Origin of the sequence: uncultured Brachyspira sp. (assembly GCF_910578695.1) — a bacterium.
Classification (GTDB): domain Bacteria; phylum Spirochaetota; class Brachyspiria; order Brachyspirales; family Brachyspiraceae; genus Brachyspira.
The window spans coordinates 65,231-90,199 of the sequence record NZ_CAJTQJ010000001.1 but is presented as its reverse complement, the minus strand read 5'-3'; the positions used below and the strand labels follow the sequence as shown (position 1 = coordinate 90,199).

At 26.5% G+C, this 24,969-nt stretch carries 21 protein-coding genes and 1 tRNA gene; 17 read left to right on the top strand and 5 right to left on the bottom strand.

Going from position 1 to position 24,969, the window contains the following annotated elements; genetic code table 11:
* Positions 1-7 precede the first annotated feature (7 nt).
* The 5 genes from QZ288_RS00465 (at position 8) to QZ288_RS00445 (ending at position 6,218) form a co-directional block, all read left to right on the top strand.
* On the top strand, positions 8-2,197 hold the full coding sequence (locus tag QZ288_RS00465; protein WP_295153808.1) for a DUF262 domain-containing protein: 2,190 nt from the start codon (positions 8-10) through the stop codon (positions 2,195-2,197).
* 102 nt (positions 2,198-2,299) lie between these two features.
* Entirely contained in the window at positions 2,300-3,655 is a 1,356-nt protein-coding gene (locus QZ288_RS00460; protein WP_295153806.1) for a PhoH family protein, read from the top strand.
* Between the two features lie 240 nt (positions 3,656-3,895).
* Positions 3,896-5,395 carry a DUF2828 family protein gene (locus QZ288_RS00455; protein ID WP_295153804.1) on the top strand — a complete coding sequence of 500 codons (1,500 nt, stop codon included), beginning with the start codon at positions 3,896-3,898 and terminating at the stop codon, positions 5,393-5,395.
* Positions 5,396-5,487: 92 nt separating this feature from the next.
* Positions 5,488-5,907, top strand: a complete 420-nt coding sequence (locus QZ288_RS00450; RefSeq protein WP_295153802.1) for an HI0074 family nucleotidyltransferase substrate-binding subunit — start codon at positions 5,488-5,490, stop codon at positions 5,905-5,907.
* Positions 5,908-5,921: 14 nt separating this feature from the next.
* Positions 5,922-6,218: a nucleotidyltransferase domain-containing protein gene (locus QZ288_RS00445; RefSeq protein WP_295153800.1), complete on the top strand. Its 297-nt coding sequence runs from the start codon at positions 5,922-5,924 to the stop codon at positions 6,216-6,218.
* On the opposite strand, the gene QZ288_RS00440 is transcribed toward QZ288_RS00445, so the two are convergent.
* Positions 6,215-7,177 (bottom strand): ankyrin repeat domain-containing protein, encoded by a 963-nt coding sequence (locus QZ288_RS00440; protein ID WP_295153798.1) that lies wholly within the window; start codon positions 7,175-7,177, stop codon positions 6,215-6,217. The genes QZ288_RS00445 and QZ288_RS00440 overlap by 4 nt on opposite strands.
* Positions 7,178-7,384: 207 nt before the next feature.
* On the opposite strand from QZ288_RS00440, the gene QZ288_RS00435 reads away from it, so the two are divergent.
* The 7 genes from QZ288_RS00435 to QZ288_RS00405 all read left to right on the top strand — a co-directional run bounded on the left by QZ288_RS00435 (position 7,385) and on the right by QZ288_RS00405 (position 15,201).
* Positions 7,385-9,661: a heavy metal translocating P-type ATPase gene (locus QZ288_RS00435; RefSeq protein ID WP_295153796.1), complete on the top strand. Its 2,277-nt coding sequence runs from the start codon at positions 7,385-7,387 to the stop codon at positions 9,659-9,661.
* 246 nt (positions 9,662-9,907) lie between these two features.
* On the top strand, positions 9,908-10,960 hold the full coding sequence (locus tag QZ288_RS00430) for an ATP-binding cassette domain-containing protein (RefSeq protein WP_295153794.1): 1,053 nt from the start codon (positions 9,908-9,910) through the stop codon (positions 10,958-10,960).
* The gene (locus tag QZ288_RS00425; protein WP_295153792.1) at positions 10,941-11,621 is read left to right on the top strand and encodes a methionine ABC transporter permease; all 681 of its coding nucleotides are present in this window, start codon (positions 10,941-10,943) and stop codon (positions 11,619-11,621) included. Before QZ288_RS00430 ends, QZ288_RS00425 begins: the two co-directional genes overlap by 20 nt.
* A gap of 31 nt (positions 11,622-11,652) precedes the next feature.
* On the top strand, positions 11,653-12,606 hold the full coding sequence (locus QZ288_RS00420; protein ID WP_295153790.1) for an L-lactate dehydrogenase: 954 nt from the start codon (positions 11,653-11,655) through the stop codon (positions 12,604-12,606).
* A 44-nt stretch (positions 12,607-12,650) separates the two neighbouring features.
* Positions 12,651-13,454: a MetQ/NlpA family ABC transporter substrate-binding protein gene (locus tag QZ288_RS00415; protein ID WP_295153788.1), complete on the top strand. Its 804-nt coding sequence runs from the start codon at positions 12,651-12,653 to the stop codon at positions 13,452-13,454.
* Between the two features lie 91 nt (positions 13,455-13,545).
* On the top strand, positions 13,546-14,349 hold the full coding sequence (locus QZ288_RS00410; RefSeq protein ID WP_295153786.1) for a MetQ/NlpA family ABC transporter substrate-binding protein: 804 nt from the start codon (positions 13,546-13,548) through the stop codon (positions 14,347-14,349).
* Between the two features lie 39 nt (positions 14,350-14,388).
* Positions 14,389-15,201, top strand: coding sequence for a MetQ/NlpA family ABC transporter substrate-binding protein (locus QZ288_RS00405; protein ID WP_295153784.1), 813 nt, complete (start codon positions 14,389-14,391; stop codon positions 15,199-15,201).
* Between the two features lie 126 nt (positions 15,202-15,327).
* Here QZ288_RS00405 and QZ288_RS00400 read toward each other — a convergent pair whose 3' ends face one another.
* Entirely contained in the window at positions 15,328-16,710 is a 1,383-nt protein-coding gene (locus tag QZ288_RS00400; protein ID WP_295153782.1) for an MATE family efflux transporter, read from the bottom strand.
* Between the two features lie 445 nt (positions 16,711-17,155).
* On the opposite strand from QZ288_RS00400, the gene QZ288_RS00395 reads away from it, so the two are divergent.
* From QZ288_RS00395 to QZ288_RS00380, 4 genes are all read left to right on the top strand, one after another.
* Positions 17,156-18,151 carry a glyocosyltransferase gene (locus QZ288_RS00395; protein WP_295153780.1) on the top strand — a complete coding sequence of 332 codons (996 nt, stop codon included), beginning with the start codon at positions 17,156-17,158 and terminating at the stop codon, positions 18,149-18,151.
* 276 nt (positions 18,152-18,427) lie between these two features.
* Positions 18,428-19,417: a hypothetical protein gene (locus tag QZ288_RS00390; protein ID WP_295153778.1), complete on the top strand. Its 990-nt coding sequence runs from the start codon at positions 18,428-18,430 to the stop codon at positions 19,415-19,417.
* A 111-nt stretch (positions 19,418-19,528) separates the two neighbouring features.
* Positions 19,529-20,440: a nicotinamidase gene (locus tag QZ288_RS00385; protein ID WP_295153927.1), complete on the top strand. Its 912-nt coding sequence runs from the start codon at positions 19,529-19,531 to the stop codon at positions 20,438-20,440.
* A gap of 75 nt (positions 20,441-20,515) precedes the next feature.
* Positions 20,516-20,587: transfer RNA gene (locus QZ288_RS00380), tRNA-Gly, on the top strand.
* Between the two features lie 499 nt (positions 20,588-21,086).
* Here QZ288_RS00380 and QZ288_RS00375 read toward each other — a convergent pair.
* Both QZ288_RS00375 and QZ288_RS00370 read right to left on the bottom strand, forming a co-directional pair.
* On the bottom strand, positions 21,087-21,893 hold the full coding sequence (locus QZ288_RS00375; RefSeq protein WP_295153775.1) for a M55 family metallopeptidase: 807 nt from the start codon (positions 21,891-21,893) through the stop codon (positions 21,087-21,089).
* A gap of 45 nt (positions 21,894-21,938) precedes the next feature.
* Entirely contained in the window at positions 21,939-22,532 is a 594-nt protein-coding gene (locus QZ288_RS00370; RefSeq protein WP_295153773.1) for a thymidine kinase, read from the bottom strand.
* A gap of 184 nt (positions 22,533-22,716) precedes the next feature.
* Here QZ288_RS00370 and QZ288_RS00365 point away from each other — a divergent pair, with 184 nt between their 5' ends.
* Positions 22,717-23,688, top strand: a complete 972-nt coding sequence (locus QZ288_RS00365) for an HTH domain-containing protein (protein WP_295153771.1) — start codon at positions 22,717-22,719, stop codon at positions 23,686-23,688.
* 155 nt (positions 23,689-23,843) lie between these two features.
* On the opposite strand, the gene QZ288_RS00360 is transcribed toward QZ288_RS00365, so the two are convergent.
* A complete protein-coding gene (locus tag QZ288_RS00360) occupies positions 23,844-24,926 on the bottom strand; it encodes a HEAT repeat domain-containing protein (protein ID WP_295153770.1) in 1,083 nt (360 codons plus the stop codon).
* Positions 24,927-24,969: the final 43 nt, after the last annotated feature.

Sequence of the window (24,969 nt, the reverse complement as noted above, 5' to 3'; positions counted from 1 at the left end):
AAAAATCATGAATATAAATAATTTAAAAAATTTATTAAGTGAATATAATGTTGTTATTCCTATACTTCAAAGAGATTATGTACAAGGTAAAAAATCAAAAATCATTATAGCTAAAGATTTTTTAAAAAATATTTTTGATGTTCTTGGCGGAAATAAAAATAAATTACATATAGATTTTATTTACGGATATTTAGAAGATAATAATTTTATACTTATAGATGGTCAGCAGAGAGTAACAACATTATGGCTTCTATATTTAATTATATATAAAATGAATAATGATTTTGATAATATAAAGAAATTATTATCTAAGTTTTCATACCGCATACGTGAAAGTTCATTTAAATTTTGCAAAAATCTTATAAATAAGGAATTAAAATTAAATATAAACCCAAAGGAATATATTTTAAATAGTACAGGCACTTTTGGAAAAACTGATGAATTAAATAATGATCCAACCATAAAAGCTATGCTTAACATGCTTGATTTAATCTATAATATGGTAAAAAATAAAGACAATGAAACTTTGCAAAAATATAAAAATAATTTAAATAATATTACTTTTTCTATTTTTAATATGGGTGAATATAATTTAGGAGAAGAATTATACATAAAAATGAATGCACGAGGAAAACAATTAAGTAAGTATGAAAATATTAAAGCATATATAGAAAACGATCAAAATTTAAAAGGCCATTATGATTTGCTTGCTAGCATAGATAATTTATGGAGTGATTATTTTTTTGATATAAATACAATAGATAAGTTTGATAATAGAGGGTTATCTTTTTTATATTATTCTGCTTTGTTCTTTCATATTGATTCAAATTTAAATAATGAAGATTTAATAAAATATTTAGACAGCAATATTGAAATTATGGATCATAGATTTTTTAGTATACTAGAATTATATAAAAATATTAAATTGCTTAATAATGCTATTGAAGTATTATACAAATATGAAGATATTTTAAATGTTAAGATGTTTGATAATATTGGCTTAAAAAATATATGCTATTTTTATGCTTTCTTATTTTTTATGAAAAAATTAAATATAGAAGATTTTTCTATTAATAATTTTAATAAAAATATATTTGATGATTATTACAGAGTATGCAGGCATTTTATAGAAAATCATAGATTGGATAAACCTGAACATATTAAAAGTTTTTATGATTTATTTGCTGATTTATCTAACGGACATGATGATATATATAATTATTTATCTAGTAAATCAAAGCCTAGTTCTTTTCATACAGAAATATATGAATTAGAAATAAGAAAATCTAAACTTATTTTAGAAAGCAGAAATGGCGGTGATAATTGGGAAGATATTTTAAATAAAACAAGCGATAATAGTTTTTTAGTAGGCTGGATAGGATTTCTATTAGATTTTAGTAAAAAAAATAATAATAATAATAAAGATTTTGATAAATTTATAAAGTATGCAAATCTAACAATTGAAATTATTGATAAAATAATAAAAGAAGATGGTTTTCTAAATTTATTTCAAAGAGCTTTATTAATTTTTAAAGATTATGGATTTTATTCTACAAATTATTATTATGGTAATGTACCTCAAGTAAGTGTATACAGAGACAGAGAAGCTTGGAATTGGCTTATGTCAGGGTATAAAAATGGTTTTGGAAATAAAAATTACTTAAAACAATTATTAGATAAAATAATTTCATATAAAGAAAATGATATTGCAAAATCATTAAAATCAATTATCAATGATACCAATTTAAAAAATAAATTATGGTTTGAATATTTATTGATAAAAGATAAAAATTTATTTGAATATATAGACAAAAAAGAGAAATTTCAAAAATGCGGAAGGATAAGAAAATATTGTGATGATGATAATAATGTTACAGATTGTCTGCTTCTTCCGACAGCTAAAGCTAAAAAAGACTCAATAGATTTACTGTCATATTCTTTCTATTTCTATATCAAAGATAAAGCAGAAGTTTCAGAGTTTAAAACTGATGTAGAATATGATAAATATGAAAAAAATAGGAATAAAAATTCTTATTTTAGTATCAAAGTTAATGGAAAAGATAAGGAAGTGATATGCGATAGTATTAATTCTATAATAAAAATAGGCACTAAAAAATATGATATAAATTTACAAATGGGTTCTGATATTTTTAAAGAATTTGATAAAGTATTAAAAGAATCAAAGTTAATAAAATAATTTTAATGAATTTGCTTTTTTCTTTCTTTTGTATAATACTATATTCTATAGCATTTATTTTGTTTATGTTATATTGATAAAAAATCATTTTAAGGATTTGCGATGATAGAAAATTTCATACCTAATAAAAAAGTTTTTGTATTTGATACGAATGTTATACTCCATGATTTTAAATCTATATTTTCTTTTGAAGAAACAAATATAGTTATACCTATTACAGTTTTAGAAGAAGTTGATAAGTTTAAAAAAGGAAATGATACTATTAATTTTAATGCCAGAGAGTTTATAAGAGAGCTTGATGTTATAGCAGAAAAAAATGAAGAGAGAAACGGCACTAAAGATATATTTAAGAAAGGGGCTTTGCTTGACAATAAAAGTAAAGTATTTATAGATGTTAATAATGAAGAGAGAAATGAGTTTAGAAAAATATTTGCATTAAATATACCAGACCATAAAATACTTTCCTGTGCTTATAATATAAAATGTGAAAATCAAAGGGTAATTCTCATAACTAAAGATATTAATATGAGAATGAAGGCAAGAAGTTTAGGAATAGATACTCAGGATTATAATACTGATAAGATAGAAAAATTATCTTCTCTTTTTACAGGTATAGAAAGCATATCAGGAGATAATGCTGAAATTTATATAAAAGAGCTTAAAGAGAATAATGAAATAGCAGTAAAGGGAGAGCATTCTATTTATCCTAATACATATTTCTGCTATAGAGTTAAAGAAGAAGATGAGGCAGTTATAGGAAAATATAAAGAAAATACTAATTCAATAGTTTCTGTTGATACTAATATAAATGCTTATGGAATAAAGCCGAGAAATGAAGAGCAGGCTATGGCTTTAGATGTTTTGCTTGATAATAATATACCTTTAGTTACAATAATGGGTAAAGCTGGAACAGGTAAAACACTTTTAGCATTGGCTGCAGCTTTAGCAAAAAGAAGAGAGTATAGACAAATATTACTTGCCCGTCCTGTTGTGGCACTTTCAAATAAAGATTTGGGTTTTCTTCCGGGTGATGTTAATAGCAAATTAGACCCTTATATGCAGCCTTTATTTGATAATCTTTCGGTTATACAGCATATTCATTCTGATGACAGTGATGAAAGTAAAAATATAAAGAAGATGCTTGAAAATGAAAAGATAGTAATTTCTCCTTTGGCATATATTAGAGGAAGAAGTTTGAACAAAATTTATTTTATAGTAGATGAGGCGCAAAACTTAACTCCTCATGAGATAAAAACTATAATAACAAGGGCTGGAGAAGGTACAAAAATAGTTTTCACAGGAGATATTAATCAGATAGATACCCCTTATTTAGATAAGAGAAATAACGGACTTACTTATTTAATAGACAGAACGAAGGGAGAGATTTTAAGCGGTACTGTAACACTTGAAAAAGGAGAGCGTTCCAAACTTGCTGAGCTTGCCGCTAATGTATTATAAAAATTAAATCTGTAATTTGTATATTGACAAAACTTATAATCAATGATATAATGCTTGCATTAGAATTTAATTTTAATATTTTTTAGACACAAGCAGCAATTCGCTTTGGTACTCAAAGAAGGTTCGACTCCTTTAGCCATTTTTTAATGGTGTGCTTGACGTGTCTAGTTTTTTATTCATTTAATTCTATGCTTATTTTTAATAGGCATAGAATATTTTTTATTATAGGTGTAAAATTTTATGTCATTTTTAAATTTGCTTAAAAATTCTTTTAATAAAACTTATACGCAAAATTTTGCTGATACTAATATTTCATCATTAAGCGGTATTATAGATTTATTTGCTGTTATGGGAGCAAGCAGATTAAAAAGAGATGATGAATTATTAAAATATTTTATAAATGCTTGGAGAGAAAATCCTGAATTAACAGCTAAATCTATAATGTATTTAAGAGATATAAGAAAAGGCATAGGAGAGAGAGAAGTTTTTAGAAAATATATCAATATTATGATTAGACAAAATCATACACTTACTGCAATAGAAATATTAAAAACTATACCAGAACTTGGAAGATGGGACGATATTATTTATATATGGCATAAAAATAGAGAAAATAAAAATATTTCTGAGTTTACAAAAAATATAATATTAAAACAATTAGATAAAGATAAATCTTCTGATAAAGTTTCGCTTCTTGCTAAATGGCTTCCAAGCGAAAATACTTCATCAAAAAAGACTAGAGAAATAGCAAAAGAATTAATAAAACTTTTGAATATGGAGAGTAAAGAATATAGGAAAACTTTATCAGCTTTGAGAAAGAAAATAAAATTAATAGAAAATAATTTAAGAGAAAAAGATTATACTTTCAATTATTCTTCTGTACCTTCGCTTGCTATGAGAAAATACTCAAAAGCATTTATTAGAAATGATAAAGAGAGATATGATAAGTTTTTTGAAGATTTAAAAGCAGGAAAAGTAAAATTAAATACTAGTACATTAACTCCTTTTGATTGTTTAAGAGAAATTTTACATTGTTCTGAAGATGATAAACAGTCAAGAAGAGAAGAATTCGATTTAACTTGGAAGAATCTTCCTAATCTATTTGGCAATGATAATTTAAATGCAATAGTAGCATGCGATGTGTCTGGAAGTATGGAAATGTCTTTAAATGGCGAGCCTTTAATATGTTCTGTGGCTTTGGCAATATATATAGCACAGCTTAATAAAGGAGCATTTCATAATCATTTTATAGATTTCTGCGGGGATTCTAAAATGCATGATATATCAAATATAAATAATATTGTCGATATTGTTGATTATGTTTTAAGATCATCTGATGATATGAGTACAGATATAGATTCTGTATTTAATGCTCTATTAAAAACAGCTGTAAAAAATAAAGTGCCTCAGGAAGAGCTTCCAAAATATATAATAATAATATCTGATATGGAGTTTAATTATTGTAATAGCGAAAATAAAACTAATTTTAATCATTGGAAAAAATCATTTAATAAAAAGAATTATAAACTCCCTACAATAATTTTTTGGAATGTAAACTCATCAAGTATAATAATGCCTGCCTTAAAAAATGATAATGTTTTATTCGTTTCAGGAAGAAGTCAGAATATTATAAAAAATATAATCAATATAGATAAATACAATTTAACAAATCAAGATGAGATATCTATGCTTTTAATACATGATAGTTTGAAAGACTATAATATAGAAATAAAAGATTAATATTTTATTATTTTTTAAAACAAAAAATTAAAACTTGATAAATATAGTTTGAATTATATAATATTTGCAGTTAAAAATTATTGGAAAATATTATGTCAGAGAATATTCGCTGGAAACAGAGATTTAACAATTTTGAAAAAGCATTTAATTTATTAAAAAGTGTATTTGAAGAAAGAGAAATAAATAAATTATCATTATTGGAGCAGGAAGGAGTTGTTCAAAGATTTGAATATACTTATGAATTAGCTTGGAAAACTTTGAAAGATTATTTAGAATATAATGGAAGTTTAAATAATATAGATATATCGCCTAGAAATATTTTTAAAGAAGCATATTCATCTAATATTATTAAAAGTCAAGATGAATATATTGATATGATGTTAAGCCGTAATTTACTTTTTTATACTTATGATTTTATTAAGTTCAGAGAAATTATTATTAAGATAGAAAATAATTATTTGAAAATATTAAATGAATTATATAGTTTCTTTTTAGATAGAATAAATGATTAAAGGTATAAATATTAATGCTTGATGAAAAGATAAAAAAAGGTATAAAAAATATATGCAGTTCTTATGAAAATATAGAGAAGGTTATACTGTTTGGTTCTAGGGCAATGGATAAAGAAAAATATAATTCTGATATAGATTTGGCTGTAGTCGGAGAATTTGATTTACTCTTTTGCGAAAGATTAAAAGAAGAATTATCATATCTTCCCACTCTTTTAAAATTCGATGTGATTTCTTATAATGAAATAGAAAATCAAGAATTAATAAATGATATAAAAAATTATGGAAAAACTATTTATAAAAAAGAATATTAATTATATTTTTCAAGAAGTGAAACTATATCCTTATAATCTTGTTCTTTTGCCATATCAAGTGCAGTTTTACCATATCCATTAGTTACAGAAGTATCAGCATTATTTTCTAAAAGTATTTTTGCAGATTCAAAGCGATTAAAATTAGCAGCCATCATCAAAGCAGTTATTCCAAAATCAGTGGCATAATTAATATCAGCATTATTTTCTAATAACATATTTATTATATTAGTATTTCCTTTATAAGCGGCATTCATTAAAGGAGTAGGAGATATATCGGTATGTTCATTTTCTATTTTTGCAACTGTATTAGCATCAGCTCCTTTTTCAAGCAGCAATTTTACCATATCTTCATTATCAAAATTAACAGCATAAATTAAAGCATTTATATCGTTATCATCTCTAGCCTCAATATCAGCATTTTTTTCAATTAAAAGCTCTGTTATAGTAATATCATGCAGAATAGCACTAGCCGTAAGAGGAGTAAAACCTGTAAGTTCTGCAGCTAAATTAACATCGGCTCCTAAATCTATAAGTTTAAGAGCAAGTTCTCTATCATGCATAAGTATAGCTTCTATTAACGGAGTAGAATATCCTAAAGCTAAATTAACATCTGCATTATTTTCTAATAAATAATTTATGATATCAGTTTGCTTATATTTTATAGCTTGTATTAAAATTGTTGACTTAAAATATTCGTCTATATCTAAATTATAATTAACATCTATTATTTTTGATTCAATTAATTGTTTTATTGTTTTAAAATCTCCTTCTTTTATAAAATCTATAATTTCCTCATCTGTATATGATGAATAATAATCTTTTATTTCTTCTATTTCATTTGTATTTATTTCATTTGTATTTATTAAGGCTTTATTTGTATTATTATCTGATTTTTTAGTATTGTCAGAGCATGATAAAATTATGCATAAGAAAATTATAACAATTAAAAAATGTTTCATAATTAAATATATCCAATAATCAATTTTTTATTATTATATTATAAAAATATATTTTTTCAATATTAAATATTTATATAAAAAATATAATCCATTTAAAAATAATATACTCGCATACCCTACTTGTATTTTTTATAAAAATGAATTATAATCGTATTGTTAGATTAGTTTAACATTTAAATTTATAATTTCAAGAGGTTTTTTATATATATGAAAATGACATTAAAGATAGGAGGCATGCATTGTGCTGCATGTTCTAGGGCAGTAGAAAGAGCATTAAAAAAAACAGACGGTATTGAAGAAGCCAATGTAAATATAGCTACAGAAAAAGCAGTATTTAATTATGATGAGAAGAAACTAAAATATAATGATATAGTAAATGTTGTAGTAAAGGCAGGATATCAGGTTCTAGGTAAGGAAGAAGATGCCAATGAGAGAAAAGCAAAAGAAATAAAAGAGCAGAAAATAAGACTTATAGTATCAGCTGTATTTTCTATACCATTATTTTATATATCAATGGCGCCTATGATAAGTTTTATTAAATTTCCTATACCTAATTTTTTAGTGCATCATATTAATCCTCAGGTTTTTTCTATAACGGCAATACTTTTATGCATACCTGTTATGATATCAGGATATAAATTTTATTCTTTAGGTTTTCCTGCACTTTTTAGAGGTTCGCCTAATATGGACTCGCTTGTTGCTATAGGGACAGCAGCGGCATTTAGTTATAGTATTTATTCTACTATTTTGGCATTTATGGGACTTAATCCTTATGGAGAAAATCTTTATTATGAGTCAGCTGCTGTAATAATCACATTAGTACAGTTTGGAAAATATTTAGAAGCTAGAAGCAAAGGAAAAACAGGAGAAGCTATAAAAAAGCTTATGGGACTTCAGCCTAAAACTGCGGTTATAATAGAAGACGGAGAAGAAAAGGAGATAAAAATTTCTGATGTAAAAGTCGGCGATATAATATTAGTTCGCCCCGGAGAAAAGATTCCTGTTGATGGCGAAATTATAGAGGGATACAGCAGCGTTGATGAATCAATGCTTACAGGCGAAAGTATGCCTGTTGAAAAAACGGTTGGAGATAAGGCTATAGGTGCTTCTATTAATAAAACAGGAAGTTTCAAATTTAAAGCTGAAAAGGTTGGTTCAGATACAGCATTAGCACAGATTATAAAACTTGTAGAAGATGCTCAGGGTTCAAAAGCACCTATTGCACATATTGCAGATATTGTATCTTCATATTTTGTTCCTGCTGTAATAACTATAGCTTTGATATCTGGCATAGCTTGGTTTATAGCTATTCATAATTTTGTGTTTTCCTTGACTGTATTTGTATCGGTATTAGTTATAGCATGTCCTTGTGCTTTGGGGCTTGCCACTCCTACTGCTATAATGGTTGGAACAGGAAAAGGTGCAGAGCTTGGCATACTTTTTAAAAATGCTGAGGCTTTGGAAGTTTCTCAAAAAATAAATGCTGTAATGTTTGATAAGACAGGTACTCTTACAGAAGGAAAGCCTTATGTTACTGATATTATTTCTGATGATAAAGATAAACTTTTGCTTATAGCGGCAAGTGCTGAAAACGGAAGCGAACATCCTTTGGGTGAGGCTATTGTAAGAGAGGCTAAAGAAAAAAATATAAAACTTCTTAATATAGAAAATTTCAAAGCTATAGCTGGTTTCGGAATAGAAGCATTTATTGATAATAAAAAAGTTTTGATGGGCAATGATAAGCTTATGAATAGAGAAAATATCAATATAGAACAATATAATAATAGTATGGATAAACTCTCAAAAGAAGGAAAAACTCCTATGTATATTGCCTATAATAATGAGCTTTTGGGCATTATAGCATGTGCTGACAGACTGAAAAAAGAAAGCATTGAAGCCATTAAAAGACTTCATAAACTTGGAATAAAAACTGCTATGATAACAGGAGATAATAAAAATACTGCAGGTTCAGTTGCTAGGGAGGCAGGCATTGATATTGTATTTGCTGAGGTTCTGCCTGAAGATAAATCTAATGAAGTGAAAAAACTTCAAAATGAAGGTTTTATCACTGCTATGGTAGGCGACGGCATAAATGATGCTCCTGCTTTAACTCAGTCTAATGTCGGTATTGCCATTGGAAGCGGTACTGATGTTGCTATTGAAAGTGCTGATATAGTATTAGTAAAATCAAATACTAATGATGTTGTAACTGCTATAGAATTAAGCAAGGCTGTTATGAGGGATATAAAACAAAATTTGTTTTGGGCTTTTTGCTATAATGTTATAGGCATACCGATTGCAGCAGGAGTTTTGCATATATTCAGAGAGCCTTTAATATCTTCTTCTATAGGACATTTTTTAACAGCTATTATGGGAAAAGATTTGCTTTTAAATCCTATATTTGCCGCTCTTGCTATGAGCTTAAGTTCTGTTTCTGTTGTTGCTAATGCTTTGAGACTTAACTTTTTTAAGCCTAGTAAATAATATTCTAATTATATTATTATAATATAAATTTTAATTATCTTAATTTAAAATGCCGCAGTATTATATTTCTTTTTATTATATTTTTCTTAATTATATTTCTTTGTACTGCGGTAATTTTTATAGTATTTAATTGCTATTGACAGATATATTTTAAAAATATATAATCATCACTATTAATTTTTTCATTTATCAAAAATAAAGTTGTGTATCTTATATAAATTAATAAATAAAATTTCAGGATAATAAATGATAGCTTTAGAAAATGTCAGTAAGATATTTAAAACTGCAAAAAATGAATATCTTAATGCAGTTAATAATGTATCTTTAAAAATAGAGAAAGGAGAAATATACGGAATAATAGGATTTTCAGGTGCTGGTAAATCCACTTTAGTAAGATGCATCAATCTGCTTGAAAGACCTACTTCAGGAAAGGTTTATTTAGATAATGCCGAATTAACCTCTTTAACTCCAAGTCAGTTAAGACAAACTAGAAAAAAAATAGGAATGATATTTCAGCAGTTTAATTTATTTGCTTCAAGAACAGTATTTAAAAATGTAGCATATCCTTTAAAATACGGAGGGCTTTCAAAAAAAGAAATAGAAAGAAAAGTAATGTCTTTGCTTGAGCTTGTTGATATAAAAGAAAAGGCTTATGTTTATCCTTCTCAATTAAGCGGAGGACAAAAACAGAGAGTAGCAATTGCAAGGGCTTTGGCAAATGATCCTAAAATATTATTATGCGATGAAGCTACAAGTGCATTAGACCCTCAGACAACATCTTCTATATTAAGATTATTGAAAAAGCTAAATGAAGAGCTTGGGCTTACTATAGTAGTAATAACGCATGAAATGAATGTAGTTAAAGAATTATGTCATAGGGTTGCTGTTATGAATAACGGCAATTTAATAGAAGAAGGAAATATATTTGAAGTATTTTCTCATCCTAAAAATCAAATTACTCAGGACTTTATAGATACTACTTCTAATATATCAAAAATATATACTCTTGTTGAAGAAAAACATAATATAACTAACTTAAAAATAGGCGAATGTATAGTTAGATTAAAATATAAAAAAGAAAGCGTAGGCGAGGCTTTAGTTTCTCATATTTCCAGAAAGTTTAATGTCGATGTTAATATAATATTCGGAAATGTTGAGCTTATTGATGAAAGTCTGCTTGGAGGACTTGTTGTTATACTTCATGAAAAAGAAAGAGGAGGAATAACAAGTGCAATAGATTTTCTTAGAAAACAAAATATTGATGTAGAGGTGATAACAGATGCTAGATATTCTGAATAATTTAATGCCTAATGTTATGGCAGATTTGCCAAGACTTTATCAAAGTATAATACAGACTTTTACTATGCTTTTTTTATCAGGTATAATATCTTTTTTTATCGGAGGTTTTTTAGGAATACTTTTAATAGTTACTAAGAGGTTTGGAATAATGGAAAATATAATAGTATATGAAGTTTTGAGTAAGATTATTAATTTTTTTAGAGCCATACCTTTTATAATACTTCTTGCTATGCTTGTGCCTCTTACAAGATTTATAATGGGTACTGCTATAGGCGTAAAAGGTGCTATTATACCATTGATATTCGGTACGGTACCTTTTTTTGCAAGACAGATAGAAAGTGCATTATCCGAAGTTAATTCAGGACTTATAGAGGCTGCTCAGTCTATGGGCTCATCTCCTACAGCCATTATTTTCAGAGTATATTTAAAAGAAAGCATAGCCCCTATAGCTAGGGGAACTACTATTACGGCTATAAGCTTAATAGGACTTACTGCTATGGCTGGTGCTGTAGGTGCCGGCGGGCTTGGTACTTATGCTATACAGTCTGGTTATTATAGAAATAAATTAGATATTATATATGTATCTGTAATACTTCTTGTAATACTTGTTGGCATTATACAGGCTATAGGAAATTTTATAGTAAAAAAAGCTTCTCATTAATTTTAATTTTTTATAAAAGGAATTTTAATTTATGAATATAATAAAAAAAAGAAAAGTTGTTTTAATAGGTGCAGGACATGTAGGCTCTCATGCAGGATATGCTTTAGCTTCTCAGGGTTTGACTGAAGAGATAATTTATATTGATATAGATGAAAAGAAAGCATTTTCTCAGGCTTTGGATATATTTGATTCTACAGTTTATCTTTCTCATAGAACGGAAGTAAAAGCAGGCTCTTATAAAGATATTGATGATGCTGATATAATGGTTATATGTGCAGGACCTCTTCCTAATATGAATCAAACTAGAATGGATACTTTAGGCACTACTATAGAGATTATGAAAGATATAGTAAGCAATATTAAAAAGACAAAATTTGAAGGCATAATAATTAATATATCTAATCCTGCAGATGTTATAACTCATTATATTCAAAATAAATTAAATTATGATACTAAAAGAATAATATCTACAAGCACAACATTAGATTCAGCGAGACTGAGAAGGGCTTTATCCGAAGCTCTCAATGTTGATCAAAAATCTGTATATGCTTATGCTTTGGGAGAGCATGGAGAAAGCCAAATGGTTGCTTGGTCTGCGGTTACTATAGCTGGAAAGCCTTTATTTGAGCTTATGAAAGAAAAAGAAAAATATTCAAAACTTGATTTAAATGAATTAGCTTCTAAAGGAAGAAGAGGAGGCTGGGATATTTTAGAGGGTAAAGGTTCTACAGAGTTCGGAATAGGTGCTTCTTTAGCCGAAGTTGTAAAAGCTATTATTTGCGATGAGCATAGAGTACTTCCTGTATCAGTTTATCTGAATGGCGAATACGGACAAAATGATGTTTATGCTTCAGTTCCTGCTGTGCTTGGAAGAGGCGGAGTTGAAGAGATAATTGAAATTAATATGAATGAAGATGAGAAAAAATTATTTAATGCGTCTTGCAGCATTATGAAGAAAAACTATGAATTATCTTTAACTATGTGATTATAATTAATGACATATGATAATAATTAATAAGAGGAAACATTATGAAAAAAACGATTTTATTTTTTTTACTGTCAATAATACTTTTTATATCCTGCTCAAATAGAGATAAAAATATTAATATTGTTAAAGTGGGATATATAGGAGAGTCTGACAGAATTATTTGGGAAGAAGTTAAAAGACAGGTTTCTAATGATAATATTAAAATAGAATTAATATCTTTCGGAGATTATCTGCTTCCTAATCAGGCTTTGGATAATGGCGATATTGATTTGAATAATTTTCAGCATTATGCTTTTTTTAATAATGAAGTTGAAACTAAAGGTTATGAATTAACTGCCATAGCTGATACTTGTCTTGCTGCTATGAATATATATTCTGATAATATAACAAATATCAGTCAGTTAAAAAATGGAGATAAAATAGCTATACCTAATGATCCTTCTAATGGAGCAAGAGCTTTAAAGGTTTTAGAGGCTGCGGGAATTATAAAATTAAAAGATAAATCTATACAAAATCCTGTTATAAAAGATATAATAGAAAACTCTTTAAATATAGAATTAATTGAAGCTGATGCGGGAAGCATATATAGTATTCTTCCTGATGTTGCCTGTGCTGTTATTAATTGTAATTTTGCCTTAAATTTCGGACTTAATCCTGATACCGATTCTATATTCAAAGATAACCCTCTTAATTATAATGATAAAAATTATATAAATCTTATAGCTTCAAGAACTAAAGATAAAGATAATCCAATATATAAGAAAATAACAGAGGCTTATCAATCTGATGAAGTTAAAAAAATTTATAATAAAGATTTTAAAGGGGCTTATATAGCTGTTTGGTAATTTTTTATAATAAGTTTTAAAGTTAATTATTATTGATAATATTAAATATTTATTATAAAATAATATATAAAATACAAAAAAGGATTTTGTAATGAAAAGAATATTGTTTATATTTACTTTAATGCTTGCGGTTTTGTCTTGTTCTAATAATTCTCAAAAAAATATTGTTGTAAAAATAGGGCATGTAGGCGAATCAGATAGAATGATATGGAAGCCTGTTATAGAAAAACTTGCTAAAGAAAATATCAAAGTAGAATTAGTATCTTTTTCTGATTATACTATTCCTAATCAGGCTTTAAATGACGGAGAAATTGATTTAAATGCTTTTCAGCATCATGCATATTTAAACAATGAAGTACAAAATAAAAAATATGATATAACTGCTATTGCTGATACTTATATATCTACTATGAATATTTATTCTGATAATATAGCAGATGTTAAGGAATTAAAAAACGGAGATAAAATAGCTATACCTAATGATCCTGCTAACGGCGGAAGAGCTTTAAAAGTTCTTGAGGCTGCCGGCATTATTAAAGTAAAGCCTGAATCAGAAGATTCTCCAAGCATAAGCGATATAATAGAAAATTCTTTAAATATAGAATTAATTGAAGTTGATGCAGGAAGCATATACAGTCTTCTTCCAGATGTTGCCTGTGCTGTTATTAATTGTAATTATGCTATAGATTTCGGACTTAATCCCAAAGCAGATGCTATATTTAAAGATAATCCTTCTATTTACAGCGGAAAATCTTTTATTAATTTAATAGCTGCAAGAACTGAGGATAAGGATAATGAATTATATAAAAAAATAGTTTCTTCTTATCAGTCTGCTGATGTAGAAAAAGTATATAATGAAGATTTTAAAGGGGCTTATTTGCCTGCTTGGAAATAAAAAATAATAAAATAAATAAAAAAATTAAGGAGATAAAAAATGAAAAAAATTTTATTATTAACATTATCTATTGTATTTGTTTTAACTGCATTATCATGTTCTTCAAATTCTTCTAGTAATAATGTAGTAAAAGTAGGATTTGCAGGAGAATCAGACTATCAAATTTGGGATCCTATAGTAGCTAAATTAGCTGAAGAGAATATCAAAGTAGAACTAGTATCTTTTTCTGATTATACTATACCTAATCAGGCTTTAAATGACGGCGAAATTGATTTGAATGCTTTTCAGCACTATGCATACTTTGATGATGAAGTACAAAATAAAGGATATGATTTAACTGCTATTGCTGATACTTATATATCTGCTATGAATATTTATTCTACTAATATTACTGATGTTAAAGAATTAAAAAGCGGGGATAAAATAGCTATACCTAATGATCCTTCTAATGGCGGAAGAGCTTTAAAAGTTCTTGAGGCTGCTGGTATTATTAAAGTAAAGCCTGAAGCAGGAGATACTCCTAGCGTAAGCGATATAATAGAAAATCCTTTAAATGTCCAAATAGTAGAAATGGATGCAGGTGCTATTTACGGAGTGCTTCCTGATGTTGCTTGTGCTGTTATCAATGGAAATTATGCTATAGATTTCGGACTTAATCCCGGTTCTGATTATATATTTAGAGATGATCCTTCTATTTACAGCGGAAAATCTTTTGTTAATTTAATAGCTGCAAGAACTAAAGATAAAGATAATGAATTATATAAAAAAGTTGTAGCTGCTTATCAATCTGAGATAGTAGAAAAAGTTTATAATGAAAACTTTTTAGGTTCTTATCTTCCAACTTGGAAATAAAAAATAAAAATAAAAAAATCATTATAATAAAGCCTTGTATATTTTATACAGGGCTTTTTTTATTACTTAAAAAATCAAAAATTAAAGTTTAATTCTATTATTTATTTTTATATAAAATTTTTAAAACTATTTATTATTTAGAGCTGCTGCAGATTTTAAATGCTTTATTTCTATACTCACCATTATAATAGTAACGATTAAAGCTGATCCGTCTGCAATAGGACCTGCATACATTATGCCGTCTATACCGAATATTCTAGGAAGTATCAAAATAAGAGGTATAAGAAATAAAGTCTGTCTAGTTACAGCAAGAAATGCACCTTTGAATGCTTTTCCTAAAGAACTGAAAAATGTTCCTGTAACAGGCTGAGCTGCATTAATTATCATAAGCATCATAAATATTCTCATATATTTTTCAGAAAATTGAAAATAAAGCTCGCTTCCTTCTCCGAATATTCCTATAATCTGTCTTGGCATTAATTGAAATAGTAAAAAGGCAATAAATGTTATAATGGTTGTTATTGTTAATGTGAGTTTATATGTGTCAATAACTCTTTTATAATTTTTAGCTCCGTAATTAAATCCTATTATAGGCTGACTGCCTTGAGAAGCTCCTATTATAAAAGCCATTACAAGCATATTAACTTTTGCTACTATTCCTGAAACAGCCAAAGGTATATTTCCTCCGTATATGGAATTGCCTCCATAATATTTTAATGCATTATTCATAACTATTTGAAGTATCATCATAGATAAATTGCTGAATCCTGCAGAAGCTCCTAATGCAAATATTTTAAATATTGATTTGTATTCTGGTATGAAGCTTTGTTTTTCAAATTTAATATTTTTGAATTTAAATATATAAGAAAAAGCTATGAAGAAAGATACATATTGTCCTATTACTGTGGCAAGAGCAGCACCTTCAATGCCCATTTTAAATACAAATATAAATAACGGATCTAAAATAATATTAATAACAGCCCCGCTTAAAACTGATATCATAGAATATTGAGGACTTCCGTCTGCTCTTATAGTATAGCTCATAACCATAGAAAATATATAAGCCGTAAATCCGTATAAAGTTATATCCGTATATGAAACAGCATAATTCAAAACTTCTTCTGTAGAACCGAAAATAATCATAAGCTTTGTATTAAATATTTTTACTGCTATTGATAATAATATTCCGAAAACAAATGATAAAGTAATGCTGTTTCCTATAATAACAGATGCATGCTTATTATTGCCCTGCCCTAATAATATGCTGTAAAGCGAAGCTCCTCCAACTCCTAAAAATAATGATATAAAAATACAAATAGTTGTAAGCGGAAAAGCTACATTAGTTGCAGCATTTCCATTAATTCCTACTCCGTGCCCTATGAATATTTGATCTGATATATTATAAAGCGAGCCTACAAGCATTGATATGATACTTGGGGCACCGTATTTGAAAAGAAGTTTATGTATTTTTTCATAGTATAAAGGATTAGATTCAACAGACATATTCATATCCAATAGATATATTAAATAACTTTATCAATTATAAAGTATATTTATTTTATTTTCAATTATTTTGATTATTTTATTATTTGTAAATGAGAATTAGTTTTTCTACATAATTTAAAAATTTATTTATTTTTTAAAAGTGAGTGTTGTGTTATATTTATAATAATGATATAATAATAGTATATGATTAATTGTTATAATAATGCTACTCTAGGCTTAATCTCAAGTCAAGTCAAGTCAAGTCAAGTCAAGTCAAGTCAAGTCTAATTCTTAAAAAAGACTTTTTACATTTACCTATTTTCTTTTATAGGCTTAGTTTGCTTTCCATTTGGTTTGAAAATGGCGTATTAGTCAATTTTATGGAAAAAAGAGGATATATTTTATTAATAGATATTGGTTCTGATATACTTTTTATACCTAGCAGTAATAAAAAAAATTTGGAGTTTGTATGAATAAAGCTGTACTTTTTGTTATATTTAATCGTTATGATAAAGCAAAAATTGTTTTTGAGCAAATAAGAAAAGCTAAGCCTCCTCGTTTATATGTAGTTGCTGACGGACCAAGAGAAAATAATAAAGATGATATTATAAATTGTAAAAAAACTAGGGAAATAATTAAAGAAGTTGATTGGCAATGTGATGTTAAAACATTATTCAGAGAAAAAAATATGCAATGCGGTCCTTCTTTGACAGGGGGTATAAGCTGGGCTTTTGAATATGAAGAAGATTTAATAATACTTGAAGATGATTGTGTTGCTGAGGAAGCATTTTTTTATTTCTGTGAAAGTTTATTAGATTATTATAAAGATAATGAACAAATAATGTCTATAAGCGGAGTAAACAGCGGTAATTATAAATCAGAAACAGCTTCTTATTCATTTTTTTCTATGATGTCAGGTATATGGGGATGGGCTACTTGGAAAAGAGTATGGAAAAATTATAAATTTTATATAAGAGATATATATCCTCCTGAAGATGTTTATAAAAAATTAAATGAATTATTTGATGATAGTAATATAATAAATTTTTGGATGCATATATATGATTTATCCAGTGAAGGAAAAGCACTATATGAATGGAGTTATCAATTGCATTTTCAAATTATAATGAATAATGGACTTAGTATATTACCGAATGAAAATTATGTTATTAATATAGGTACTCCTGAATGCGTAAAAAATCCTAAAAAAATAAAAGAATTATTAGATAATAGACAGTATCATAATATACCAAATACTTTTATTCACCCTGAAATAAAAAGATCAAAATATGCAGACTATATTATTGCAAGGGCAGTTGGTGATGAATATATAAGAATATGCAATAATAATATTGTAGAGTCTATGAATTATATTATAGAAACTATAATATGGTTTATTCCGACAAAATTTTTTAGAAATAAATTAAGAGATTTTTTTAGAAAAAAAGTACCATTATATAAATAAACTTTCTCAATATATATAAATTGTTTTGTTAAAAAGTTAATATTTAAAATGTTAAAACTAATGATATGGGCAAATATATAATATAAATTATTAAATAATATTAAATGATTATATAGTAAAAAACATTTGCTTTATTGTAAAAAAATATTTTTTATTCTTAATAAAATATAAATTTGTGTAAAAAAAATTGACATATAGAGATAAATATATTATAATGTAAATATGATTAATAATAAATTTACATTTTGTTTACATTTTATTTATAAAGGATATTTTATGAAAAAGATAGTTTTAAAAACAGCAGCTATTTTATCAATATCAGGAGGAATATTATTATCTCAGTACTATGATCCGTATTATTATCAGAATAATTATAATAATCAGCAGTATAATAATAATACGGCAGAGAATAATCTTTCTGTAAATAATTATAATTATTATGAAGGGTTTATGAAAATGCTTGCAGCTGAGGCTAATAATCCTAATAGTATTTATTATAATCCTTCATTTTTTAATCAGTACAATAATGCTCAGGTAAATAATGCAAACCCTTATGAATATGTAATAGATGCTATGAATTTCGCATATCAAAATTATAATTATAATCAAAATCAAAATTATAGCCAAAATAATAATCAAAATCATTATAATACAGAAAATTATTATAATAATAATTCTTATAAATATAATAATAATCAGAACAATAGTCAAAATTATGCAAATCCCTATAAAGAATTAATGAATATGCTTGAAAGAGAATCAAAAAATCCAAACAGCCCTTATTACAGTCCTAATACAGAGAATTATAATAGCGGGTATTATAATAATGAAAATAATTATGCATATTATAATGATGCTGCAAATTCTTATTATAATTATAATAGCCAAAATTATAATGGCGGATATGACGGATATTATAATAATGAAAATGACTATGCATATTATAATAATACTGCCAATCCTTATGAACTAGCGGCTGAAGAATTAATAAAAGCAGCTGAAGAATTGACTAAAAAAGCTAATCATTCAAAGTATAATAATACTCCTAAAGATAATAATGCTGAGAAAAATAATACATCAAAGAATTTCTATACTCCTTTTAAAGTTCCTGAGAAAGTTTTTAGCACAATAAGAGAAGTATATCCGAATGTTGAGATATTAGATATATCAATGCATAATATAGGAATATATGAAGTGAAGTTAGCTAATACGGCAGTGCTTCATATAGATAGAAAAGGAAAATTACTTTATAAAAACGCTAATTAATATTTTATAATCCTGCATTATATTATATTTTTTTAATTTTAATGATTTAATTATTTACTGAAAATAAAAAAAATTGTATACTGCTTACTAGTAAATAATTAATTAGGACTTATTATGTCAGAAATACCTTATGAAAAAATAGTAAATGAAGATTATATAGGAAAAGAAATTAATCCTATAAATCAGCAGGAAATTTATAAATTAGCACAGCAGTACAGCAGCGATATTATAAAAGATTTCAAAGATGAAGGCATTAATTTGCTTATAGTTGATCCTCAAAGAGATTTTATAGATATAGAAAAAGGTGCATTACCTGTAAAAAATGCGGCAGATGATTTAAAAAGGATAATAAGATTTATATATGATAATATAAGCAGACTTTCAAGTATTTATGTTACATTGGATACTCATAGATACGATTCTATATTTCACTCTATTATGTGGAGAGATTATAATAATAATCCTATACCTCCTTTTACAGAAATAACTTTAGAAAAGATAGAAAATGATGAAATAATAGCCGTTTATGATGAAGATATACAAATAGATTATATAAAAAAACTGAAACAGCAAAACAGTCAGAATTTAATGATATGGCCCTATCATTGTATATATGGCTCTGACGGCTGGCTTATAGATAAACAGCTTTCCAATATGCTTTTATTTTTTGAGGCTTCTAGAAAAAATTATGTTAATAAAATATTAAAGGGGCAGGATAATTTTAGCGAGATGTACGGAGTTATAAGACCTGAAGTTCGTACAGAATATACAAAGGAATATGATATATCTTGGGTTTATGATATAGGAAATGCTGATAAAATATATATATGCGGAGAGGCTAAAGATTACTGCGTATATGAAAGCGTAAAGCAGTTTTGCGAGGTATACTGCAATGATAGAGATGTTACAGAAACTATAAATGTGATGATGAACTGCAGCAGTGCTATAGGCGACAATGAAGAATGTGATAAGAAATATGAAGAGCTTTCTAAAGAACATGGCATAAAATTAATTAATATATAAATAAAAAAGTATAATAATTACTATTGCTTTTTTTTATTATTATGCTATAATGCTAACACTTAAAATTAAGTTTCTGCGGGCGTCGTATAATGGTTATTACCTTAGACTTCCAATCTAAAGATGACGGTTCGATTCCGTTCGCCCGCTTATTAAAATTTCTAATCAGTATTTTTTATATAATTAAATAAAAATTATTCTATGTATTTTTGAAATAGTCTATAAAAAACTTTATCTTATAATTAAAGTATTTATAATATATCTTGCTTTGAATATTCTATAAAAATGTTTCTTTTGTAAAAAGTTTTCTGCTTCAATTTACAAATTTCAAAATTATACTTTATGCTATTACAGTTTATACTGCTTATGTTATACCTTATAATAAAAATATAAAAATTTTATTTATTCACTCTATTATAATCGCCATTATAGGAATATCAGGTATTTTAACTTGAGAATATTGCAGAAACTTCTAAAAAGATACTATCTTCAATCTAATATAATAATGGCAGCTGTTTGATTATACTCTGCTTTAACTTTATTATTTAAAAAATAGATTTATATATTATAAAATAAAAAAGCCCTCTTAAAAATTAAATCTTTTTTAAGAAAGCTTTCATAAGTTATCGGATTATTATATTATATTGTTTTATAATATAAATTTCAAGGCTCTAAGCACCTCATAATAGTCATTATTTTCAAAAATTACAGAAGTATCATTAATTTTTTTTGCTCCAGGGTAAAATGACGCTTTATGTGCATAGCCATGTTCTTTATAGTATATTTCCAATTTGAAATGATTAGGAAGCTTCAATAATCTGCCTTTAAAATCCTGCATTAATGCTTCTTTAGTTTTTTCTCTAATCATTTTTATCATCAAATTAGGAGAATAATTAATAGTTGAATACCCTATGCCCTCTTTAACAGGAAGCGTAATTAGGTTTGGATGATTAGGATTCATTTTCAAAGCCTCTTCGCATAAACCTTTATCTCCTGATAAAAATACCGTAGGTACTTTCCTATAAGATGCTGCATAGCTGAAAAACATAAACTCGCTTGCTAATACTTCATTAAGCTTTATATAAACATTTCTATTATTCATAGTATGAGAAAGCGGATTATTTCCTATAGAAGCAGCATTATGATACCCTATAAACATTACAGCATCAAAACTCTCATCAATACCTTCTATCATAGAATAAGGGTCTCCGCTCCAGCCTCTATGTATTTTCACATTTTCAGGCAAAGCAGTTTGATCTATATTCATAGCACTGTCATGAGCATCTTTCACAAATATTTCTTTAGCCCCAGCATTAGCAGCACCTTCGCAGGCGGCTTTTACCTCCTTAGTCATCTGCAAAGCATTTTCTTTATAAGTTAAGCTTCCCTCATCTGTATCAGCCCATTTTGTTGTTGTAGTAATTCCCTCTATATCAGCACTAATAAAAACTTTCATTATAATTTCCTTTAATATTTTTATGATAAGAATTATATTTATTTTTTATAAGTTTAATTTAACTTCATCTTCTCCCTCATAACAATATCTGCAGACACATTTATATATATCATCTCCAATTACAACTCTGTCAATGTCTTTAATTATTCTCTTTGAATATATGCCTTTTCTTCCGCAGCCGCATTTTCCGAAAACTTTAGTATGAACATCAATCAAATCTTCTTCGATTAATGCAGATACAGTTTCCCAATAATTTCTTTTATAATCCATATCTAAAGAAGCTATAAAGAAATTAATACTGCGGTTTTTTTTACTGCATATTTTTATAAGAGATATAAAAATTTCAGCATCATTAAAAAAACAAAATTCATCTATTCCTATAATATCATATTTTGAAATATAATTATAAATATTTTCTATATCTATTCCAATATTATTTTCAATTTCTTCTTCTGTTATTATATCTATTCTTTTATCTAAGTAAACATTTTTATCTCGGCAGAAATATCCTCTGAAAGAAATTTTAGGATATATGAATAATATTTTTATATCTTTATTTTCCATCAAAAGATAATCTAATGTTTTAATTAAATATTTTGATTTTCCTGCAAACATAGGACCTGTAATTAGATGATTCATAAAATTCCAATATTTTTAAGTGAATTAGAATATTATATCATTTAAATGTATATATATCAAATCAAAATTATTATATAGAAGTTTTGATGCTTATATATAACAATATTTTTTAATTTTAATTTTTTGTCTGTATTTTTTTATAGAAATAGTTTATTATTTAGTTATAAAGTTTTAGGAGTGAGTTATGACATATTATGAAGCGGCAAAAAAAGTTTTGGAGCAAAGCGATGTTCCTATGAATTTAAATGAAATATGGAAAAAGGCTTGCGAGCTTAATTATGATAAGGAAATAGAAGAAACAGGCAAGAAAAAGAATGCAAATTTTCAAATGAGCAAAACACCTAGTTATAGTTTAAGTTCTAGTATATATATGGATATAAAATATAATCCAGATACTACAATATTTGTTAAAGTTGGCAGAGGAAAATTTTTCCTAAAAGATAAAATAAATAACTCTAATCAGAATTTAATAAATGAAATTAATAATTTAAGTGAAGAAGAAGATACAGATGAAATTGTTAATAGTACAATGACAAATAAAAAAATATTAGAAGAAGATTTGCATGCACCTCTTACAAAATATTTATATTCAATGAAAATATATTCTAAAACTATAAATGCTAATGCTACAAATGTTAGCTTAAAAGGCAAAATGAAATGGGGAACTCCTGATATAGCTGCTGTTACATTCAAAGATTATATTAATAAATCAGTTTTGGAATTATTTAATCATATAAATTTAGCAACTACAGAGATTTATGCTTATGAATTAAAATTAAAACTTACACTTGGAAGTTTAACAGAGTATTATTTTCAGGCATTATCAAATTCAGGCTGGGCTAATGAGGCTTGGCTTGTTGCTATGGAAATAGATGAAAGTGATTATGAATTAATGGAAGAAATAAAAAGATTAAATCAGTCTTTCGGAGTAGGAATAATAAAATTAAACTATGATAATCCCGAAGATTCTGAGATATTATTTTCTGCCGAAAAAAGAAATTATTTAGATATAGATACTATGCATAAACTTTGCGATAACAGACAGTTTCAGGATTTTATCAATGATGTTAATGAAATATTAGAAGCTAAAGATAAATCAAAAAATCATATAATATCAAGTTTGATAAATAACGGAAGATTTAATAACCCTAATTAAAGTATAATAAAAAAATTATATAATGTATTTAATACTTAAATTGCTTTTTAGCTTTGATTAAATTATAAAAAATATATGCAGTTCTTTTTTATTAAAATACTGTATTGTTTAATTTTTATTTATGAATTATAAAAATAATAAATAGATATATTGTATTACTTTCCTGCATCCATTCCCGTAAGAGATTTTTCTATACTGTCATCAGTATTATCGGAATCATTTTTATCTTCGCCTATAACAGATTTAGCAAGTTTTTTTATTTTCTCGCTTGCAGATGAATCGGCTAATTTTTTTATTGCTTCATACATATTTCCTGTCGGTGCAGATTCCTTATATAAATTAAGTATTTCTATGGTGATTGCTTCTGAATTATCATTTTTAAGTCTATAAAGAAGAAGCTCCTCTATTTCAGCCTCATATTTATAATCATTTAAAGCCTTAATAGCATAAAGCCTTACAGAATCGCTGTCATTTTTAGCCGCTTCTATTATATCTTTTTTTACATCTCCATAAGCACTGTAATTAGGAAGTATGTATATTACTCTGGCAGTAACTTCAGGCAAATCTTCGGCAAGTAGTTTTTGAAGTATATTATAATTTTCATCGCTGGGATAAGCCCCCAAAGCCACAACTCCCATATAACGAACTAAAGCAGGTTCTCCCGTATTCTGTGCAGCATTCCTGCATATATCTTCGCCTTTAGGGTTTTTAGTTTCGCTAAAATATCTTAATATTTCAACTTTTGTAGATGATCCTATAGTATTATCTGCATACTGCTCTAATAAATAATCAGCAGCAGCCTCAGATTTTATAGCCCCTAAAGCATTTATCATACTATCTAATACAAGCCCTGATGCATTCGTAATCTCTGCCATTATAGGAGCTTCATATTGAATATCAGGATAAATAGAGCATAAATAATAAGCATCTTTTCTTACGCTGTCATTTTCATCTTTAATAGCATATTCTATTATTATTTTTGCATTATCATTTTTATTCTGCTTAAAGAAATTTATAATCTCGCTTTTTACTCTATTATTCATCTCTTCAGGATAATGATTTGCAATCATTAAAATATCAGCTTCATTTTTTGTTCTTTTTATTTTTGATATAGCAGCTATTTTTTGGGTAGGAGTACCGTATTTAAAAGTCTTTTCATATTCATCAGCACTTTCTGAAAAAGCTTTATAATTAATCAAAATAATAGATAATAAAATGCATAATATTACATTTCTCATAGATAAAAATTTCCTTGAAGTTTATAATAAAAATCTTATTCAA

Coding starts and splice junctions, on each gene's coding strand:
- QZ288_RS00450 (WP_295153802.1), top strand. CDS start 5,488: ATGTCAGAGAATATTCGCTGGAAACAGAGATTTAACAATTTTGAAAAA.
- QZ288_RS00455 (WP_295153804.1), top strand. CDS start 3,896: ATGTCATTTTTAAATTTGCTTAAAAATTCTTTTAATAAAACTTATACG.
- QZ288_RS00360 (WP_295153770.1), bottom strand. CDS start 24,926: ATGAGAAATGTAATATTATGCATTTTATTATCTATTATTTTGATTAAT.
- QZ288_RS00425 (WP_295153792.1), top strand. CDS start 10,941: ATGCTAGATATTCTGAATAATTTAATGCCTAATGTTATGGCAGATTTG.
- QZ288_RS00445 (WP_295153800.1), top strand. CDS start 5,922: ATGCTTGATGAAAAGATAAAAAAAGGTATAAAAAATATATGCAGTTCT.
- QZ288_RS00435 (WP_295153796.1), top strand. CDS start 7,385: ATGAAAATGACATTAAAGATAGGAGGCATGCATTGTGCTGCATGTTCT.
- QZ288_RS00440 (WP_295153798.1), bottom strand. CDS start 7,177: ATGAAACATTTTTTAATTGTTATAATTTTCTTATGCATAATTTTATCA.
- QZ288_RS00410 (WP_295153786.1), top strand. CDS start 13,546: ATGAAAAGAATATTGTTTATATTTACTTTAATGCTTGCGGTTTTGTCT.
- QZ288_RS00395 (WP_295153780.1), top strand. CDS start 17,156: ATGAATAAAGCTGTACTTTTTGTTATATTTAATCGTTATGATAAAGCA.
- QZ288_RS00375 (WP_295153775.1), bottom strand. CDS start 21,893: ATGAAAGTTTTTATTAGTGCTGATATAGAGGGAATTACTACAACAACA.
- QZ288_RS00460 (WP_295153806.1), top strand. CDS start 2,300: ATGATAGAAAATTTCATACCTAATAAAAAAGTTTTTGTATTTGATACG.
- QZ288_RS00415 (WP_295153788.1), top strand. CDS start 12,651: ATGAAAAAAACGATTTTATTTTTTTTACTGTCAATAATACTTTTTATA.
- QZ288_RS00365 (WP_295153771.1), top strand. CDS start 22,717: ATGACATATTATGAAGCGGCAAAAAAAGTTTTGGAGCAAAGCGATGTT.
- QZ288_RS00370 (WP_295153773.1), bottom strand. CDS start 22,532: ATGAATCATCTAATTACAGGTCCTATGTTTGCAGGAAAATCAAAATAT.
- QZ288_RS00405 (WP_295153784.1), top strand. CDS start 14,389: ATGAAAAAAATTTTATTATTAACATTATCTATTGTATTTGTTTTAACT.
- QZ288_RS00465 (WP_295153808.1), top strand. CDS start 8: ATGAATATAAATAATTTAAAAAATTTATTAAGTGAATATAATGTTGTT.
- QZ288_RS00390 (WP_295153778.1), top strand. CDS start 18,428: ATGAAAAAGATAGTTTTAAAAACAGCAGCTATTTTATCAATATCAGGA.
- QZ288_RS00420 (WP_295153790.1), top strand. CDS start 11,653: ATGAATATAATAAAAAAAAGAAAAGTTGTTTTAATAGGTGCAGGACAT.
- QZ288_RS00400 (WP_295153782.1), bottom strand. CDS start 16,710: ATGAATATGTCTGTTGAATCTAATCCTTTATACTATGAAAAAATACAT.
- QZ288_RS00430 (WP_295153794.1), top strand. CDS start 9,908: ATGATAGCTTTAGAAAATGTCAGTAAGATATTTAAAACTGCAAAAAAT.